Genomic DNA, 17,108 nt, shown 5'->3' on the forward strand with positions numbered 1-17,108 from the left:
ATCAGTGTCCACCGCACCCACGCCCGACTGGCTGCTGGAGAACGGCCACGTGCTGATCACCGGCGCCACGGGCTTCTTCGGGCAGGCGCTGCTGGAGCGCCTGCTCGCCGACCATCCGACGACCCGGGTGACCGTCCTCATCCGGGGCCGCGGCGCCACCTCGGCCGCGAGCCGCCTGGCGGGCCTCACCCGCAAGCCGGTGTTCAGCGCGCTGCGCAAGCGCATCGGCACCCCCGGCATCGAGGAGCTGCTGCGCACCCGCGTCAGCGTGCTCGACGGCGACCTGACCTCGCCCCACCTGCGCCTGCCCGACGACCTGACCGCGGTGCTGCACTGCGCCGGGTCGGTCTCCTTCGACCCGCCCATCGACGAGGCGTTCCGGATCAACGTGACCGGCGTGGTGAACCTCTACGACGCCGTGTCCCGCCTGCCGGTGCAGCCGCACGTGGTGCACGTGTCCACGGCGTACGTCAACGGCGGCCGGTTCGGCCTGGTGCCGGAGGCGCCGCTGGAGCACGACGTCGACTGGCGGGCCGAGCTGGCCGCCGCGAACGCCGCACGCGACGAGGTGGAGCGCGAGTCACGCCGCCCCGAGGTGCTGGCCCGCCTGCTCAGCGAGGGCCGGGCCGCCGACGGCAAGGCCGGGCCGACCTGGGCCGCCGCCGCCGCGGAGCGCTCCCGGCTGGAGCTGGTCGACAAGCGCCTGGTCGAGGCGGGTCGGCAGCGGGCCAAGAGCCTGGGCTGGACCGACGTCTACACCTTCACCAAGGCGCTGGCCGAGCGCGTCGCCGAGGAGTACGCCCGTACCAAGGGCATGCGCATCTCGGTGTTCCGCCCCACCATCGTGCAGAGCGCGCTGCACCACCCGTTCCCGGGCTGGTTCGAGTCGTACAAGATGCTCGACCCGATCATCCTGGCCTACGGCCGCGGCATCCTGCCCTTCCCGCCCGGCGTGCCGGACGCGCCGGTCGACGTCATCCCGATCGACTTCGTGGTCAACGCGATGCTCGCGGTCACCGCCAACCCGGTCGCGCCGGGCGAGACGGCGTACTTCCACGCCGGCTCGGGCTTCCGCAACCCGCTGAGCGCCCGCGACATGGATGAGCACCTGCGCGACTACTTCGGCCGCCACCCCATGCCGGACAAGGACAAGGGGCACATCACCGTGCCGTCCTTCCGGTTCGTGGGCACCGGCAAGCTCGACGGGCTGCTGCGCCACGGCGAGCGGCTGGTCTCGGCCGCGGAGCGCACGGTGATGCGGCTGCCGTCGTCGCCGCGCACCCGCGGCTGGATGACCAAGGTGCACACCGAGAAGACCCGGGTCGAGCAGCTGCGCAAGCTGTCCGATCTGTACAGCGTGTACAGCGCGGTCGAGACGATCTACACCGACGACCGGACCCTGGCCCTGCACCGGTCCATGCCGCCGGAGCACGCGGAGCGCTTCGGCTTCGACACCTCGGTGATCGACTGGACGCACTACATCCGCGAGGTGCACTGCCCCGCGATCACCGCGCTGCAGCGGCAGGCGGGCAACCGCCGCCCGCGCGCCGCCGGGCCGAAACCGCTGGTCCCCGGCGAGGGCATCGCGGCGGTGTTCGACCTGGAAGGCACGATCGTCAAGTCCAACGTCATCGAGACGTACCTGTGGGCGCGGCTGGTGGACCGGGAGCGCGCGCAGTGGCCCGGCGAGCTGATCTCGCTGGCCGGGGCCATGGTCGGCTACGCCAAGACCGACCGGCGCAGCCGCAGCGACTTCATCCGCGAGTTCATGCGCCGCTACGCCGGGGCGTCCGAGGCGGCCATGCGCCGCCTGGTCGACGAGCGGATGGGCGAGGCGCTGCTGCTGCGCGCGATGCCGGAGGCGGTCCGCCGGATCCGGGCGCACCGCGCGGCCGGCCACCGCACCATCCTGATCACCGGCACCGCGTCGCTGTTCCTGACGCCGCTGGCCCCGCTGTTCGACGAGATCCAGGCCAGCCGGCTGCACGTGGGCGCCGACGGCGTGATCTCCGGCTACCTGGACACCCCGCCGCTGGTCGGCGAGGCGCGCGCGGCCTGGCTGCGCCGCTACGCCGGGCAGCACGGGCTGGACCTGTCCCGCTCGTACGCCTACGGCGACAGCTACTCCGACCGCCCGCTGCTGGAGCTGGTCGGCAACCCGACCCCGGTCAACCCCGACCCGCGCCTGTACCGCCACGCGAAGAAGCAGCACTGGCACATCGAGCAGTGGGGCGCGAACACGCACGGGGCGCTGGAGACGCTGGTGGAAACCGTCAACCGAGTCCCCGGTGGTGTCCGATGATGCTCGCCCTGCAGTACAAGAACTCGCCGGTCAAGTACCTGACCGCGCGCGGCGTCACCAGCACCCGGATCGGCTCCCGGTTCACCAGCGCGGTCGCCGGCAACCTGGCGCCGCTGCAGCTCACCCAGCTGCCGGTGCCGGACCTGCCGGGGCGGGGCTGGGTGCGGCTGCGCCCGCTGCTGTCCGGCATCTGCGGCTCCGACCTGGCCATGCTCACCGGCCGGTCCTCGCCGTACCTGACGCCGCTGGTGTCCACGCCGTTCGTGCCCGGCCACGAGGTGGTCGCGGTGACCCTGGACGACGCGCCGGACCTGCCCAAGGGCAGCCGGGTGGTGGTCGATCCGGTGCTGTCCTGCGCGGCGCGCGGGCTGCGGCTGTGCCCGGCGTGCGCCGAGGGACGGCAGTCCCGCTGCATCGCGGTCACCTCGGGCGGGCTCGCGCCCGGCCTGCAGACCGGCTACTGCGGGGACACCGGCGGCGGCTGGGGCAAGCAGATGGTGGCCCACCGCAGCCAGCTGCACGTCGTGCCCGAGGGCGTGCGCGACGAGCTGGCCGTGCTGGCCGAGCCGCTGGCCTGCGCGATCCACGCGGTGCGCCGGGTGGCGCTGCCCGCCGGGGCGACCGTGGTGGTGATCGGCGCGGGCACCGTCGGCCTGCTCACCATCCTGGCGCTGCGCGAGTACACCGAGGTGGGCGGCATCCACGTGGTGGCCAAGCACCGGCACCAGCAGGTGCGGGCCCGGCAGCTCGGCGCGACCGAGGTGATCGAGCCCGCCCGCGCGGCACGGGCCGTGCGCCGGCTCACCGGCGGCAGCCTGGAGAGCCCGGTGATGGGCGCGGAGTACCTGCTCGGCGGCGCGGACGTGACGTTCGAGTGCACGGGCGGGGGCGGCCTGGACACCGCGCTGCGGCTGACCCGGGCCGGGGGCACGGTGGTGCTCTCCGGGATGCCGTCGACCGGGGTGGACCTGACCCCGCTCTGGTTCCGCGAGCTGCACCTGGTCGGGGCGTACGCGACCGACTCCGGCGGGGTGCCCGAGGCCGACGGCGGCCGGCAGGGCGACTTCGACCGGGCGCTCGACCTGGTCGGCCGGGCTCCGCTGGACGGCTTCGTGGACGCGCGCTACCCCCTGACCCGCTGGCGGGAGGCGGTCGGCCACGCGGCCGACGCCGGACGCCTGGGCACCGTCAAGGTCGCCTTCGACCTGGCCGAGATCTGAGGAGACCGAGATGAGCAGACCCGGATTCGTACTCGAAGTGGACGAGCGCACCCCCTCTCTCCTCGTGCACCAGGGCGAGGGCTTCCGGCTGGAGAAGTTCCCGCTGGGCACGCGCGTGATCTACCCGCCCGACTCGCTGCCGGGCATCCGCGACCTGGACGCGGCCATCCGGCACGCGCTGCTGAACCCGCACGGCACCCCGCCGCTGCCGGAGCTGCTGCGCCCGGACATGAGGCTGACCATCGTGTTCGACGACATCTCGCTGCCGCTGCCGCAGATGCGCCCGCCGGACATCCGCGGCCGCATCATCGAGCACGTGCTGGAGCTCGCGGCGGCGGCCGGGGTCGACGACGTCGAGCTGCTCGCGGCCAACGCACTGCACCGGCGGATGACCCCGGCCGAGCTGAAGCGGGCCGTCGGCGACCGGGTGTTCCGTGCCTTCTTCCCCAAGCACCTGCGCAACCACGACGCCGAGGACCCGGACGGCATGACCCACCTGGGCCTGACCCGGCACGGCGAGGACGTCGAGATCAACAAGCGGGCGGCCGAGAGCGACCTGCTGGTGTACGTCAACATCACGCTCACCGCGATGAGCGGCGGGCCGAAGTCGGTGGCGGTCGGGCTGGGCTCGTACAAGAGCCTGAAGCACCACCACAACGTGCACACGCTGCGGCACTCGACGTCGTTCAACGACCCGCCGAACTCGGCGATGCACCACTCCTACCACCGCATGGCGAAGGTGGTGGAGGACCACGTCAAGGTCTTCACCATCGAGACCACGCTGAACGGCGACAACTTCCCCGAGGCGACGAAGTTCCTGCAGAAGCGCGAGTGGGAGTGGAACCTGCGCGACCAGGCGTCGCTGCTGGCCTTCAAGAAGGCCAACGAGATGACGCCGCTGAAACTGCGCCGCGAGATCTGGCAGCGCAACGACGCGCCGTTCGGGGTGACCGGCATCCACGCCGGCGACCCGAAGGAGGTGCACCCGCTGACCCTGGCCAACGTGCACCGGCAGCAGCTGACCGAGATCGACGGGCAGGCCGACATCGGGGTGTGGGGGCTGCCGTTCCTGTGCCCGTACAACGTGAACTCGATCATGAACCCGATCCTGGTGATGAGCCTGGGCCTGGGTTACTTCTTCAACCTGTACCGCAACAAGCCGATCGTGCGGCAGGGCGGGGTGGCGATCTTCTACCACCCGATGCAGAACGACTTCCACCAGATCCACCACCCGAGCTACATCGACTTCTTCGAGGAGGTGCTGACCCAGACCACGGACCAGCAGGCCATCGAGTCGAAGTTCGAGAAGCAGTTCGCCGAGGACCCCTGGTACACCCACCTCTACCGCAACAGCTACGCCTACCACGGCGTGCACCCGCTCTACATGTGGTACTGGGGCGCGCACGCCATGGAGCACCTGGGCGACGTCATCTTCGTCGGCGCGGACCGCAAGGCCGCCGCGCGGATGGGCTTCCGCAGCGCGTCCACGCTGGCCGACGCGCTGGAGATGGCCAAGGACACGGTGGGCGGCAGCCCGTCGATCACCTACCAGCACACGCCGCCGGCCACGCTGGCCGACGTGCGGTGAGGGGGAGACGATGAGCCTCAAGAGCGACTTCCGGGAGCTGGTGTCCGGGCGGGACTGGCGGGGGCGCTCGCGTACGCCGCGCTCGGCCGTGCAGTATCGCGAGCCCAGCCCCGGGCTGACCTTCCCGACGGCGTGGACGCGCAGCAAGCCCGCCCGCACCGTGCGGCGCGGCCTGCACAGCGGCGTGCTCAAGCCGCTGGTGTGGGCGCAGACCCGGCCCACCGTCGAGGGCACCGAGTACCTCGACGGGCTGACCGGCCCGGTGATCTTCGCGGCCAACCACGCCAGCCACCTGGACGCCCCGCTGATCCTCAACACGCTGCCCAAGCACTTCGCGGGCCGGGTCGCGGTCGGCGCCGCCGCCGACTACTTCTTCACCGCCCGCTGGCGTGCGGTGCTCACCACGCTGGCGTTCAACGCGTTCCCGGTGGAGCGCTTCGGCGGCTCGTCGAAGCAGAAGCAGGCCAGCCTCGCCCCGGAGCTGCTCGACCGGGGCTGGAGCCTGCTGCTGTTCCCGGAGGCGAGCCGGTCGCAGGACGGCTGGATGTCGCCGTTCCGCATCGGCGCGGCGTTCCTGGCCTGGTCGCGCAAGGTGCCGGTGGTGCCGGTGGCCATGCGCGGCACGTACGCGGCGATGCCGCGCGGCGAGTGGGCGATCACCCGCGGCCGCCCGTCGCTGGTCGTCCGCTACGGCCGCCCGATGTTGCCGCACGAGGGCGAGCCGGCCCGGGACTTCAACGTCCGCGTCGCCGACGCCGTCCACCGGCTCTGGGCCGAGGAGGACCTGGGCTGGTACCGCGCGCTGCGCGAATCCCACGCCGGGCGCATCGAACGCCCCGCCGGCCCCCAGGGCGCCCCCTGGCGCCGCCTCTGGGAGGCCACCCGCCCGCTCCGCTCCTCCTCCCGCCCGAACCGCATCTGGTCCTGACCCGCTTTCCGCGAAGCTCCCGCCCCGCTGTTCCGGCAGCGTGACGGGAGCTTCGATCGTGGCGGGCGAGCGGGCGGGCGGGGCGTGCGGGCGCGGCGGGGGCCCGCAGTTTCCCCGAAACTGCAGCCTGCGGCCCCGACCGGCCTGCAGTTTCCCCGAAGCTGCAGCCTGCGACCCCGACCGGGGTGCAGTTTCGGGGAATCTGCAGGCGACCGCCCGGGAGCGCGGTCAGGCGGCGACCGGGAGTTCGTTGAGGGAGCCGGAGCGGAAGGGGGTGACCTCGACGGGGAGGTCGCCGAAGCCGGATTCGCGGACCAGGTTGCGGACCTCGACGTCGCGCTCGATCCAGAAGAGGGCGTCCGCGTCGACCTCCACCCGCACGGACTCGCCGAGGTCGCGTACCCGCAGGTCGCGGTTGCCCAGGCCGCTCAGGTGGCGGCGCAGCACGGCCTCGGCCCGCTCGACCCGGGCCAGCCGGGCGGGAGTGATGGTGATGCCGTACGCGATCCGGCTGGACAGGCACGCCGCGGCCGGCTTGTCCCAGGTGCGCAGGCCCCAGTGGCGGGCTACGGCGCGCACCTCGTCCTTGGTGATGCCGAGGTCGGCCAGCGGGGTGCGCGCGCCGCGCTCGCGGGCGGCGGCGATGCCCGGGCGGAACCGGTCGCCCAGGTCGGTGGCGTTGGTGCCGGTGGCGATCGTGGTGTAACCCTCGGCGGCCGCCGTCTCCAGGGCCGCCTCCAGCAGCGTGCTCTTGCAGAAGTAGCAGCGCTGTCTGCCGTTGGCCGCGTACTCCGGCAGGTCGAGCTCGCGGGTCGCCGGGGTGTGGTGGACCACGCCCAGCTCGGCGGCGATCCGGCGGATCTCGACCAGCTCGTCGCCGGGCAGTGACGCCGAGACGGCGGTGAGCAGCCCGACGCGGTCCGGGCCGAGGGCCCGCACGGCCGCCGCGGCGACGACCGTCGAGTCGATGCCGCCGGAGGCCGCGACCAGGGTCCGCCCGTATTCGGCGATCTCCTGGACGAGCAGGTAGGCGAGTTCCTCCTCGGTGCGAATTCCGTTCATGCGAATCAGATCTCCCTTGCTGACGCATAGCCATGTATGGTTTGAGCATAAACTCAACAGACGAGGAAATCATCAGATGAAGCTGGGTTATGCGACGCTTGACGTCGACCGCCGGGCCCGCACCGGTGACGCGGAGGTCGTCTTCGGACACGGCAAGACGCCTGAGCAGGTGGTCGGCGCGCTGCGCGGCCTGCACGCGGCCAATCCCGACGGACCGGTGCTCGCCACCCGGGTCGACGAAGCGGGTCGCGAGCACTGCCGCCGCAACCTGCCACGTGCCGTGATCGACGACATCGGACGGACGGTGGTGCTCGGCCCGCCGCGACCGGCGCGCGGCCGGGTCGCCGTGGTCAGCGCGGGCACCTGTGACCTGCCGGTGGTGCGCGAGTGCGCCACCACCATCGCCGTCTTCGGCTCCGCCGCCGACCAGATCGTCGATGTCGGGGTGGCTGGAATTCACCGCCTGTTCGACCAGCTCGACCGGATCAAGGCGGCCGACGTGGTCGTGGTCGTCGCCGGGATGGAGGCAGCGCTGCCGTCCGTGGTCGGCGGCCTGATCGGCACGCCGATCGTCGCGGTGCCGACCAGCGTCGGCTACGGCTGGCACCTGGAGGGCGTCACCGCCTGGCTGGCCATGGTGAACACCTGCGCGCCCGGGATCACCACGGTTAACGTGGACAACGGCTTCGGCGCCGGGGTGGCCGCCGCCCGGATCGCGCGGGCGACCGCGAGGGCCGCCGGATGAGGACACTGTGGATCGACCCGGGCCAGGGCTGCGCGGGCGACATGCTGCTCGCGGCGCTGCTGGACGCGGGCGCGTCGGTCGACGCGGTGCGCAAGGGGCTCGCCTCGCTGCGGGTGGAGCCGGTCACCGTGGACCCGGTGCAGGTGCGCCGGCACGGCCTGCGGGCGACGTACGCCCAGGTCCAGGCGCCGGAGACGGAGACCGAGCGGCACCTGTCCGACGTGCTGGCCGTCATCGGCGGGGCCGAGCTGCCGCCCCCGGTGGCCGCCTTCGCCACCGCGGTCTTCCAGCGGCTGGGCGAGGCCGAGGCGCGGGTGCATGGCGTCGCGATCGAGCGGATCCACTTCCACGAGGTGGGCGCGCTCGACGCGATCGCGGACATCGTGGGCTGCGGGCTGGCGTTGCACGACCTGGACCTGCTGGGCGACGGCGTGGTCCGGGTGGTCGGGCCGATCGCGCTGGGCTCGGGCACCGTACGCGCGGCGCACGGGCTGATCCCGGTGCCGGTGCCCGCGGTGCTGGAGCTGGTCGCGGCCGCGAAGGCGCCGGTGGCCGAGCACCCCGCCCGGATGGAGCTGTGCACGCCGACCGGGGCCGCCCTGCTGGCCGCCCTCGCCACCACCTGGGGTCCGCCGCCCGCGGGCACCCCGGTCGCGGTGGGCGTCGGCGCGGGCACCCGCGATCCGCAGACCCACCCCAACGTGGTCCGCATCGTGCTCGGCGACGCGGCGGAGGGGGCCGCGCAGGACGGCGGCTGGCTGGACGCGCGGCTGCACCGGGTCGACGCGACGGTCGACGACCTGGACCCCCGGGTCTGGCCCACCCTGCTGGACCACCTGCGCGCGGTGGGCGCGGCGGACGCCTGGTGCACCCCCGCGCTCGGCCACAAGGGCCGCCCGGCGCACGTGCTGAGCGTGCTCGTCGACGCCGACCGGCTGGACGCGCTGTGCCGGGCCGTCTTCGAGCACACCACCACGCTCGGCGTGCGGGTCTCCCCGGTGGAGCGCCGCAGCCTGCGCCGCGACCAGGTGCGGGTGCGGGTGGGCGCGGCCGAGGTCGGGGTGAAGCGCGGCTTCCTGGACGGCCGGGTGGTCACCGCGCAGCCGGAGTACGACGACGTCGTCGCCGCGGCCCGCGCGAACGGGCTGCCGGTGACCCGGGTGCTGGCCGCGCTGCACGGCTTCGCGGCCGCTCAGGGCATCGACGGCCTTGACCAGGCACTGCGTCCGGAATAGAATTCATCAAAAGAGGAGTTATTCCGTTCCGCGAACCCCCGGAGAGGGTGGATACCGTGCTCAAGCGGTTGGTCATCGGCGCGATCCTGGTCGGCGCCGTGTACACAGTGGTGCGCACGATCAGCGGCCGGCAGGAGGCCGCGGCGCCGCAGATCGAGGGCTGGCGCATCAAGGCGTTCGGGCCCGAGGGCGGTGGGCGATGAGGGTCATCGAGGACGTGGCGACCCTGCCGGACACGATCGGCGAGGTCTGGGGCCCGACCGACTGGCAGACCGTCGACCAGGACCGGGTGACGTCCTTCGCCGACGTCACCAACGACCACCAGTGGATCCACGTGGACACCGAGCGCGCCGCGGCGGACAGCCCGTTCGGCGGCACCATCGCGCACGGCGCGCTCACCCTGTCCCTGTGCACCGCGATGGTCGCCGACCTGGTGCGGGTGCGCAACGCCAAGAGCGTCATCAACCTGGGCTTCGACCGGGTCCGCTTCAGCGGCACCGTGCCCACCGGCTCGCGCCTGCGCGGCAGCGCCGAGGTGCGCGACGTGCGCCGCATCCCCGGTGGCTACCGGGTGGTGGCCCGCATGACGATGTCCTCGGACCGCAGCGTCCGCCCGGTCTGCGTGGCCGATCAGATCTTCGCGGTCTTCCCCGACGAGGCGGCCGCCTGACCCGCGCGCTCGGCGTCGAAGCTCCCACCTCGCGGCACGAGGTGGGAGCTTCGACTATCAGGGCGACGAAGCGCGTGAATCGCGCATTCGCTCCACTTCGGACTCGATGTGGCACAGACTTGTTACACCCTCGCTGCGCTATGATGACGGCGGTGTCATCGTTGACGACCGGGATGAGGGTGTGCCCCATGGTTGCGCGAGTGCAGACGGTGGCAGACGCCGGCGAGACGGCTCCCGGGGGTGTGCGCCAGGCGATCCTGGAAATGGCCCGCCGCGAGATCGCCGAGCACGGCTGCAGCGGCGCCAGCGTACGCAGCATCGCCCGTGCCGCCGAGGTCGATCCGCGGCTGGTCCGCCACTACTACGGATCCCGCGAGAACCTGCTCTGGAACGCGCTGTCCGGCGACCGCGACCCGCTGGAGCTGGCCGCGCGGCTGCTGCGGCAGAGCGCGTCCACCATCGGCCGCCGGGCCGCGGCGGCCGTGTTCGCGCCGTGGGAGGACCCGGCCACCGCCGACCTGCAGCGGGCGCGGATGGCCGCGTCCCTGGAGGGCACGGAGGCGGTGGGCCGGCTGGAGTCGGAGTTCCTCAGCCAGCTGTTCGGGACCATCGCGGCGAGCGTCAGCCCGGACCGGCCGCGGCTGCGCGCCGCGCTCGCGGCGACCCACCTGACCGGGGTGACCGTCTGCCGCTACCTGGTCGGCGGCCCGCTGGCGGAGACGGACCTCGGCGAGCTGGTCCGGGGCACCGGGGCGGCGCTGCAGCGCCTGCTCACCGGGCCGCTGCCCGAGCAGGCCTAGAGGCGGCCCACCAGCAGCCGCTGGAACACCTCGCCGAGCAGCACCGCGGCCTGCTGCGGGTCCAGCGACGCGACCGGCTCCAGCCGGTACACGTAGCGCACCGTGGCCAGGCCGACCAGCTGCGCGCCGACCAGCGCCGCGCGCCGCTCCACCGAGGCCACGCCGAGCTGCCGGATCACCGGCGCCAGCACGCCCTCGCCGAGCAGGTCCCGCACCGCGTCCGCGGCCAGCGCGGAGGTGTGCACCGAGCGCAGCACGCCGCGCAGGCAGTCGTTGACCTCTGGCTGCGCCCAGTGCCGCAGGAACGCCGCGACCAGCCGCTCACCGAGCTGCGCCCGGTCGCCGTCGATCTGGGCGGGCAGGTCGTCGCAGCGGAACGCCTGGCCGACGGCGGCCTCGAAGAGCCCGTCCTTGGTGAGGAAGAAGTGGTGGATCAGGGCGGTGTCCACACCCGCCGCGGTCGCGATGCCGCGCGTGGTGGTGCCCTGGTAGCCGTGTGTGCCGAACTCCCGCCGGGCGGCCGCCAGGACCGCCTGATAGCTGGAGACCGGGCCGGGGCGGCGTCCCGTCTGCTTCGGCGCCGGGCCCTCGCCCCGCTGCTCGGACATCGCTCCTCCTCGTCCGGTAGCTTCGACATCCATTGACGCTTGAAGATCTCTATGTAGAATGATCCGAATGCGGAAAGCGAAGGCGGTCCTCGGTAGCCTGGTGTTTCTCTGTGTCGCTCCGGGGACGGTGGTCGGTCTGCTGCCGTGGTGGATCAGCCACTGGCGACCGGGCCCGGCTGTGCCGGCTCAGGGCCTGCTCACCGCGGTGGGCTGGGTCCTCATCGTCGTCGGCGTGGCTACCCTACTGCACTCCTTCCTGCGCTTCATCGTCGAAGGGCTCGGCACGCCGGCCCCGGTCGCCGAGACCGAGCACCTGGTCGTCGGCGGGCTCTACCGCTTCGTCCGCAACCCGATGTACGTCGCGGTGGACATGGCCATCCTGGGCCAGGCGGCCGTGCTGCGCAGCACCTCGCTGCTGGTCTACTGGGTCGTTGTGTCGCTGGGCCAGGCGGCGTTCGTGCACTTCTACGAGGAGCCCCGGCTGCTCGCGCGCTACGGCGAGTCGTACGCGGAGTACCGGCGCCAGGTGCCGGCCTGGTTCCCGCGGTGGGGCCGCCGCGAGCGGTCGGCGGCCGACGAGAGCGCGAGCTGAGCTCATAGCAGGTCGGTGGCGCACGAGGAGACCGGCCGCAGCCGGGCCAGCGGCAGCTCGGAACGGGTGAACGCGGCGCGGGTGGTCACCGTCATCTCGGCCGGGGTGCCCTCGATCGTGATGGACAGCTCGCCGCGCGCGTCGTCCTCGCCGCCCGGCATGCCCCAGATGGTGACCGTGCGCTGCGAGACGCCCTCGGGCAGGTCGAAGCGCACCATCCGGACGTCCGGCCGGGTCCGGTCGCTGCGCCCGCCCAGCGTGGTCAGCTCCATGGACGCGTCGCCCTGCCCGCCCCCGCCGCCGGTCTGCACGTACGTGAGCACGCCGCCGGTGCCGAGGTAGGAGATCTGCAGGGTCAGCGCGTGCCATACGTGCTGCGCTCCCAGCGGGAGCATGCTCGCGGTGACGAGCAGGCCGTCGGGCTCGAAGTGGACGATGCTGGCTCCGTTGCAGGACAGGCGGACCGCGTTCATGGTTGAGGGGACCCTTCCATCGATCGATGGCCGTAGCTCGACCCGTTACACAGTAGGTCCATTTAAGACCTACGCGGGATGTCCGATCGGCCAAAGAGCGGATATGCGACGGTCGCCGGGGAAGGCACCCATAGGGGGCAACCAGGAGTGCCTCCCCGGCGTACCGGGCCTCAGCCCTTGACTCCGGCCAGCTCCGGCGCGGGGGCCGTGCTCTGCTCGCCGGCGCCGTGCCCGTGACCATGCCCCTGGGGGCGCGAACGCGGGATGAAGATGGCCACCAGCAGGCCGATCGCCAGGGCGACCGCGGCGACCTTGTGCGCCGCGACCAGGCCGTCGACGAACGACTGCGGGCTGCTGAAGCCGCCGTACTCGGCGAACATCACGCCCGCGACCGCCACGCCGAGCACCGTGCCGACCTGGCGCACCGCGTTGGTGACGCCGGAGGCGACACCGTCGAGGTTCGCCGGCGCGAAGTTGATCGCCAGCGCGGCCACGGCCGGCATGAACAGGCCCAGGCCGAAGCCGGCCAGGATGAACGGCGGCACCAGGTCGCCGTAGGGCAGGTCCGGCGTCGCGATGAGGCCGATCCAGCCGATGCCGGACGACAGCAGCGCGAGGCCGAGCACGACCAGCGGCTTGCCGCCGATCTTGTCGCTGAGCCGGCCCGACAGCGGGGCGGCGATCAGCGGCATCGCGGTCATCGGCAGGGTGCGCACCCCGGCCTCCAGCGGCGAGTACCCCATGATGGTCTGCAGGTACTGCGCGCCGAGGAAGACGGCCGCGAACGCGCCGAACGGCATGATCATGGCGATCACCGTGGTCAGCGTGAACCCGCGGCTGCGGAACAGGCTCGGCAGCACCATCGGCGCCGCCGCGTACCGCTCCCAGACGGCGAAGGCGAGCACCAGCACGCCGCCGCCGATCAGGCCGGTCAGGATGGTCGGGTCGTCCCAGCCCAGCTCCGCGCCGCGGATGAGGCCGTACACCACGCCGAACAGGCCGACCGTGATGAGCAGCGTGCCCAGCGGGTCGAGGCGGCCCGCGCCGCCCCGGCTCTCCCGCACCAGCGGCATGATCAGCAGCAGCAGCACGCCGATCGGCACGTTGATCCAGAAGATCCACTGCCAGGACAGCGCCTCGGTGATGGAGCCGCCGACGACCGGGCCGAGCGCGATGCCCAGACCCACCATCGCGCCCCACAGGCCGAACGCGTGCCCGCGCTTCTCCGCCGGCACGACGCTGGCCAGCAGCGTCATGGTCAGCGGCATGATGATCGCGGCGCCGAAGCCCTGCAGCGCGCGCGAGCCGGCCAGCGTGCCGAGGTTCGGCGCGGCGGCGGCGAGGGCGGAGGCCCCGGTGAAGATGACCAGGCCCAGCCCGAGCAGCAGGCGGCGGCCGAACCGGTCGCCCAGTGCCGCGCCGACCAGCAGGAACACGGCGAACGTCAGCGTGTACGAGTTGACGATCCATTCCAGGCCGGAGATGCCGACGTTCAGGTGACGCTGCATCTCCGGGAGCGCGGTCGTCACCACCAGCGTGTCGACGGCCACCATGAAGACGCCGACGAGTGCCGCAACCCAGGTCCAGGCGGTACTGGGTTGCCTCCTTCCAGTTTCCACGTGACTACTCCCATCGGTCCGTGGCGATGGCTTCGACCGAAGTCATCGAGTGACGAAATCATCGTACGTTCAATTAGGCCGGTCGGTCCAGCGTGATCCATGCCAAAGGGTCGATATGGCGTGGCTCACCCCGGTCTGCGCAGCCGGGCGACCGGTCCGGCCAGGTACATCTCGGTCACCGGTCCCGCCGCGGCGGCCGCCCGCTCCACCGGCAGGCTCGCCAGCGGCTCGGAGCGCAGCACGTACCGGACGATCGCCAGGCCGATGAGCTGCGTGCCGATCAGCGCGGCGCGCTCGGCGGCCCGGTCCGCGCCCGCCCCGGCCAGCGCCGCCGTCAGGTGCTGGTCCAGGCAGTCCCGCATCAGCCCCGCCGCGACGGGGCTGGACGGCACCGAGCGCAGCACGGCCAGCAGGCGGGGCCGCACCTCCGGCAGCTCCCAGTGCGCGAGGAACAGCGCGACCAGGGACCCTCCCGCCCCCGCCAGCGGCTCGTGGAGCAGCTCGGCCAGGCCGGGCGGCACCGCCGCGCCGTCCACCGCGGCGGTGAACAGCCCCTCCTTCGACCGGTAGAAGTGGTGCACCAGGGCGGCGTCGACGTCGGCACGGGCCGCGATGCCCCGCACCGTCACCGAGTCCAGCCCGGACTCCGCGAACATGGCGAGCGCGGTGTCCAGGATGCGGTCGGCGGTGTGGTGCGCGCCGGGACGCCGGCCCGGCCGCCGCCAGCCCGGGGCGACCGGCAGGTCGGACACGGCCTGCCCCTGTGCGCTCACGGCAGGATCCCGGCCGGCCGCAGCGAGCCGGCCGCGGGCGCGGCGATGCGGGCCAGCAGGTCCAGCGCCACCTCGCCCGCCGCGGCCAGGCCCGCGCCCTCGTCGGATACCTCGACCTGCACCTCGCCGGGCTCGCCCGCGTCCGGCCGCACCAGGATCCGGGCGGGCAGCGCGACGTCGTCGAGGTGCAGCGTGCCGCGGTAGGTGCCGGGCGTGGGCAGCGCCGCGTACGGCGCCACCCGCACCGTGAACCGTCCCCGGCCCGCCGACGGGTGTCCGGCCCGGCCGGCCACCCCGGTCACCCGGTGCGGCCGGCCCAGCACCTCACGGGCGCCGGTCAGATCGCCGGCCGCGATCAGGCCGCGGGCCAGCGTCGAGGAGTACGCCGCACCGGCGTACCCGCCGGCTGCCTGCAACTCCAGCACCTCGACCGAGAAGCCGTGGATGATGCCCATGGCCGCCAGGTCGTCGACCCCGCCCGCCGCGAAGCGGCCGAACCGGAAGTCGGCCCCCTCCACGACGAGGCTCGCGTTCAGGCCGTCGACCAGCACCGACTGCACGAAGTCGCCCGGCGCCAGCGCCGCGAAGCGCTCCGTGAACGGCTGGGTGACCAGGTAGTCCACGCCCAGCCCGGCGATCAGGCGGGCCCGTTCCGCCGGGGTGGTGAGCTGCGCGGGCGCCTGGTCGGCACGGACCACCGCGCGCGGGTGCCGGTCGAAGGTGTACACCACGACCGGCAGGCCCAGGCTGCGGCCGCGGGCCACGGCCAGGCGGAGCACCGCCTGGTGGCCGCGGTGCACGCCGTCGAACGAGCCGATCGTGACCACGCAGCCCGTCCAGCCCTCCGGCGGCCGCGCCGCCGACTGCCAGTGCTCCATGGCCGCTCACCGCTCCGGGACGGTGATCGCGAGATCCGCTTCGAGCACCGCGGACGGCGCCTCCGCCGGGAAGTCGTGCGGCCAGCCCTCGGGCACCCGCCGCCCCGGGTACGGCGTGCCGCACCAGGTGGTGATCGCGGCGGCGGTCTCGGCCGCCCGGTCCTCGTCGTCCACGGTCGTCGTCGACCACGCCACGTGGCCGTCGGGCCGGATCAGCACCGCGGTCGCCGCGCCCCAGGGGCCGGGCGCGACGAGGCGGCCCGCCACCGGCGTCACCAGCTCGCCCCAGTCGGCGGTGTCGGCCGGCTCGGTGCCGCGCAGTTCCAGGTGCACGAAGGTGCCGTTGCGCAGCAGCTCGTGCACCTGCACCGGGATGCCGCCGATGGTGTGCAGGGTCAGGCCCGGTGTCCGGGTGCCGGCCAGCGGGCCCTCCCCGGGCCCGTCGACGTAGCTGTTGCTCAGACCCGCGATGCGCGCGGCGACCGCCCGCTGCATCCGCGGGCTGCGCAGCACACCGCCGGTGACGAGCTGGCGCATGCCGCGCACCCGCGACGACGCGCTGGTGACCATCTGCGTGGCGCGCTCGGTCATCCGGATGGTGGCCGCCGCGACCGGCCGCCGCTCGACCTCGTACGAGTCCAGCAGGCCGGGCGGCGCCCAGCCGGCGATCTCGGCGGCCAGCTTCCAGCCCAGGTTGAACGCGTCGTGGATGCCGAGGTTCATGCCCTGGCCGCCGAGCGGCGAGTGCAGGTGCGCGGCGTCCCCGGCGATCAGCACCCGGCCCACCCGGTAGCGGTCGGCCAGCCGCTCGTGCACCTTGAACCGGGCCAGCCAGCGAGGCGAGTGCAGGCCCGCGTCGTAGCCGACGATGCGCGCGAACGTCTGCTGCAGCACCTCCATGGTCAGCGGCTCGTCGCTCCACGGCTGCGACCGGTCCAGGCAGGCCAGCCGGTACCACCCGTCGCCGTAGGCGATGCTGACGCCGACGGCGCCCGCGGCGGGCGTCAGCCGGACCTTCTCCAGCGGCGCCTTGGCCAGCCGCACGTCGGCCAGCATCGCCGCGTACTGGTGGGTGCTGCCGCCGAAGTCGATGCCGAGCTGCTCGCGCACCACGCTGTGCGAGCCGTCGCAGCCCACCAGGTACGCGCAGCGCTCCTGCCGCTGCACGCCGTCGGTGCGCAGGGTGACGGTCACCCCGGTCTCGTCCTGGGCGAACTCGACCACCTCGGTGCGCCGGACGATCTCGACCCCCAGCTCGCGGGCGCGGGTCTCCAGGATCTCCTCGATCACGCTCTGCGGGATGACGTTGAGGTACGCGTACCGCGACGGCAGCGCGGACAGCTCGACCGAGCCGCCGGTGCTCAGCGTGATCCGGTCGGCCGGGTTGCCGAACTCGGCGAAGGTCTCGGCCAGGCCCCGCGAGTCGAACAGCTCCATGCTGCCCGGGTAGAGGCCCATGGCCCGCGACTCCTTGGTGCGCCAGGCCCGCCGCTCGATCACACGCGTGGGCACCCCGGACAGGGCCAGCTCGCACGCGAGCGTCAGGCCGACCGGTCCCGCGCCGACGATGATGACCTGCTGTGACAGTCCGTTGGACATCTCGACCTCCGTAGCC

Annotated in this window: 17 protein-coding genes; 10 read left to right on the plus strand and 7 right to left on the minus strand. The window is 73.2% G+C overall.

From position 1 onward, the window contains the following. Positions 1-4: 4 nt before the first annotated feature. The 4 genes from Cba03nite_RS24935 to Cba03nite_RS24950 are packed head-to-tail and all read left to right on the plus strand — an operon-like array spanning position 5 to position 6,038. Complete coding sequence (locus Cba03nite_RS24935; protein WP_203750828.1) at positions 5-2,302, plus strand: HAD-IB family hydrolase; 2,298 nt, start codon at positions 5-7, stop codon at positions 2,300-2,302. Then, entirely contained in the window at positions 2,299-3,522 is a 1,224-nt protein-coding gene (locus Cba03nite_RS24940; RefSeq protein WP_203750830.1) for a zinc-dependent alcohol dehydrogenase, read from the plus strand. Before Cba03nite_RS24935 ends, Cba03nite_RS24940 begins: the two co-directional genes overlap by 4 nt. A 10-nt stretch (positions 3,523-3,532) precedes the next feature. Next, a complete protein-coding gene (gene larAH / locus Cba03nite_RS24945; RefSeq protein WP_203750832.1) occupies positions 3,533-5,110 on the plus strand; it encodes an NPN-dependent hydroxyacid isomerase, LarAH14/15/16 family in 1,578 nt (525 codons plus the stop codon). Positions 5,111-5,120: 10 nt separating this feature from the next. Further along, positions 5,121-6,038 (plus strand): lysophospholipid acyltransferase family protein, encoded by a 918-nt coding sequence (locus Cba03nite_RS24950; protein WP_203750833.1) that lies wholly within the window; start codon positions 5,121-5,123, stop codon positions 6,036-6,038. Positions 6,039-6,266: 228 nt separating this feature from the next. On the opposite strand, the gene larE is transcribed toward Cba03nite_RS24950, so the two are convergent. Beyond that, positions 6,267-7,100: an ATP-dependent sacrificial sulfur transferase LarE gene (larE, locus tag Cba03nite_RS24955; protein WP_203750834.1), complete on the minus strand. Its 834-nt coding sequence runs from the start codon at positions 7,098-7,100 to the stop codon at positions 6,267-6,269. A 76-nt stretch (positions 7,101-7,176) separates the two neighbouring features. On the opposite strand from larE, the gene larB reads away from it, so the two are divergent. The 5 genes from larB (at position 7,177) to Cba03nite_RS24980 (ending at position 10,550) form a co-directional block, all read left to right on the plus strand. After that, positions 7,177-7,845: a nickel pincer cofactor biosynthesis protein LarB gene (larB, locus tag Cba03nite_RS24960; RefSeq protein WP_203750835.1), complete on the plus strand. Its 669-nt coding sequence runs from the start codon at positions 7,177-7,179 to the stop codon at positions 7,843-7,845. Continuing rightward, positions 7,842-9,080, plus strand: coding sequence for a nickel pincer cofactor biosynthesis protein LarC (gene larC / locus Cba03nite_RS24965; protein ID WP_203750836.1), 1,239 nt, complete (start codon positions 7,842-7,844; stop codon positions 9,078-9,080). The genes larB and larC overlap by 4 nt, the downstream gene beginning before the upstream one ends. A gap of 56 nt (positions 9,081-9,136) precedes the next feature. Further along, complete coding sequence (locus Cba03nite_RS24970; RefSeq protein WP_203750837.1) at positions 9,137-9,283, plus strand: hypothetical protein; 147 nt, start codon at positions 9,137-9,139, stop codon at positions 9,281-9,283. Next, a complete protein-coding gene (locus Cba03nite_RS24975) occupies positions 9,280-9,750 on the plus strand; it encodes a MaoC family dehydratase (RefSeq protein WP_203750838.1) in 471 nt (156 codons plus the stop codon). The genes Cba03nite_RS24970 and Cba03nite_RS24975 overlap by 4 nt, the downstream gene beginning before the upstream one ends. Positions 9,751-9,938: 188 nt before the next feature. Beyond that, positions 9,939-10,550, plus strand: coding sequence for a TetR/AcrR family transcriptional regulator (locus tag Cba03nite_RS24980; RefSeq protein WP_203750841.1), 612 nt, complete (start codon positions 9,939-9,941; stop codon positions 10,548-10,550). Here the strand turns inward: Cba03nite_RS24980 and Cba03nite_RS24985 are convergent. Next, complete coding sequence (locus tag Cba03nite_RS24985; RefSeq protein WP_203750842.1) at positions 10,547-11,158, minus strand: TetR/AcrR family transcriptional regulator; 612 nt, start codon at positions 11,156-11,158, stop codon at positions 10,547-10,549. The genes Cba03nite_RS24980 and Cba03nite_RS24985 overlap by 4 nt on opposite strands. A 67-nt stretch (positions 11,159-11,225) precedes the next feature. Here Cba03nite_RS24985 and Cba03nite_RS24990 point away from each other — a divergent pair, with 67 nt between their 5' ends. Next, complete coding sequence (locus Cba03nite_RS24990) at positions 11,226-11,750, plus strand: methyltransferase family protein (protein WP_203750843.1); 525 nt, start codon at positions 11,226-11,228, stop codon at positions 11,748-11,750. A gap of 2 nt (positions 11,751-11,752) precedes the next feature. Here Cba03nite_RS24990 and Cba03nite_RS24995 read toward each other — a convergent pair whose 3' ends face one another. From Cba03nite_RS24995 to Cba03nite_RS25015, 5 genes are all read right to left on the minus strand, one after another. Beyond that, the gene (locus Cba03nite_RS24995; RefSeq protein WP_203750844.1) at positions 11,753-12,223 is read right to left on the minus strand and encodes a hypothetical protein; all 471 of its coding nucleotides are present in this window, start codon (positions 12,221-12,223) and stop codon (positions 11,753-11,755) included. 170 nt (positions 12,224-12,393) lie between these two features. Beyond that, positions 12,394-13,842: a DHA2 family efflux MFS transporter permease subunit gene (locus Cba03nite_RS25000; RefSeq protein ID WP_203750845.1), complete on the minus strand. Its 1,449-nt coding sequence runs from the start codon at positions 13,840-13,842 to the stop codon at positions 12,394-12,396. 125 nt (positions 13,843-13,967) lie between these two features. Beyond that, entirely contained in the window at positions 13,968-14,615 is a 648-nt protein-coding gene (locus Cba03nite_RS25005) for a TetR/AcrR family transcriptional regulator (RefSeq protein ID WP_203750846.1), read from the minus strand. Further along, positions 14,612-15,493 (minus strand): bifunctional riboflavin kinase/FAD synthetase, encoded by an 882-nt coding sequence (locus Cba03nite_RS25010; RefSeq protein ID WP_203750847.1) that lies wholly within the window; start codon positions 15,491-15,493, stop codon positions 14,612-14,614. Before Cba03nite_RS25010 ends, Cba03nite_RS25005 begins: the two co-directional genes overlap by 4 nt. Before the next feature lie 6 nt (positions 15,494-15,499). Further along, positions 15,500-17,092: an FAD-dependent monooxygenase gene (locus Cba03nite_RS25015; RefSeq protein WP_203750848.1), complete on the minus strand. Its 1,593-nt coding sequence runs from the start codon at positions 17,090-17,092 to the stop codon at positions 15,500-15,502. Positions 17,093-17,108: the final 16 nt, after the last annotated feature.

Origin of the sequence: Catellatospora bangladeshensis (genome assembly GCF_016862575.1) — a bacterium.
Classification (GTDB): domain Bacteria; phylum Actinomycetota; class Actinomycetes; order Mycobacteriales; family Micromonosporaceae; genus Catellatospora; species Catellatospora bangladeshensis.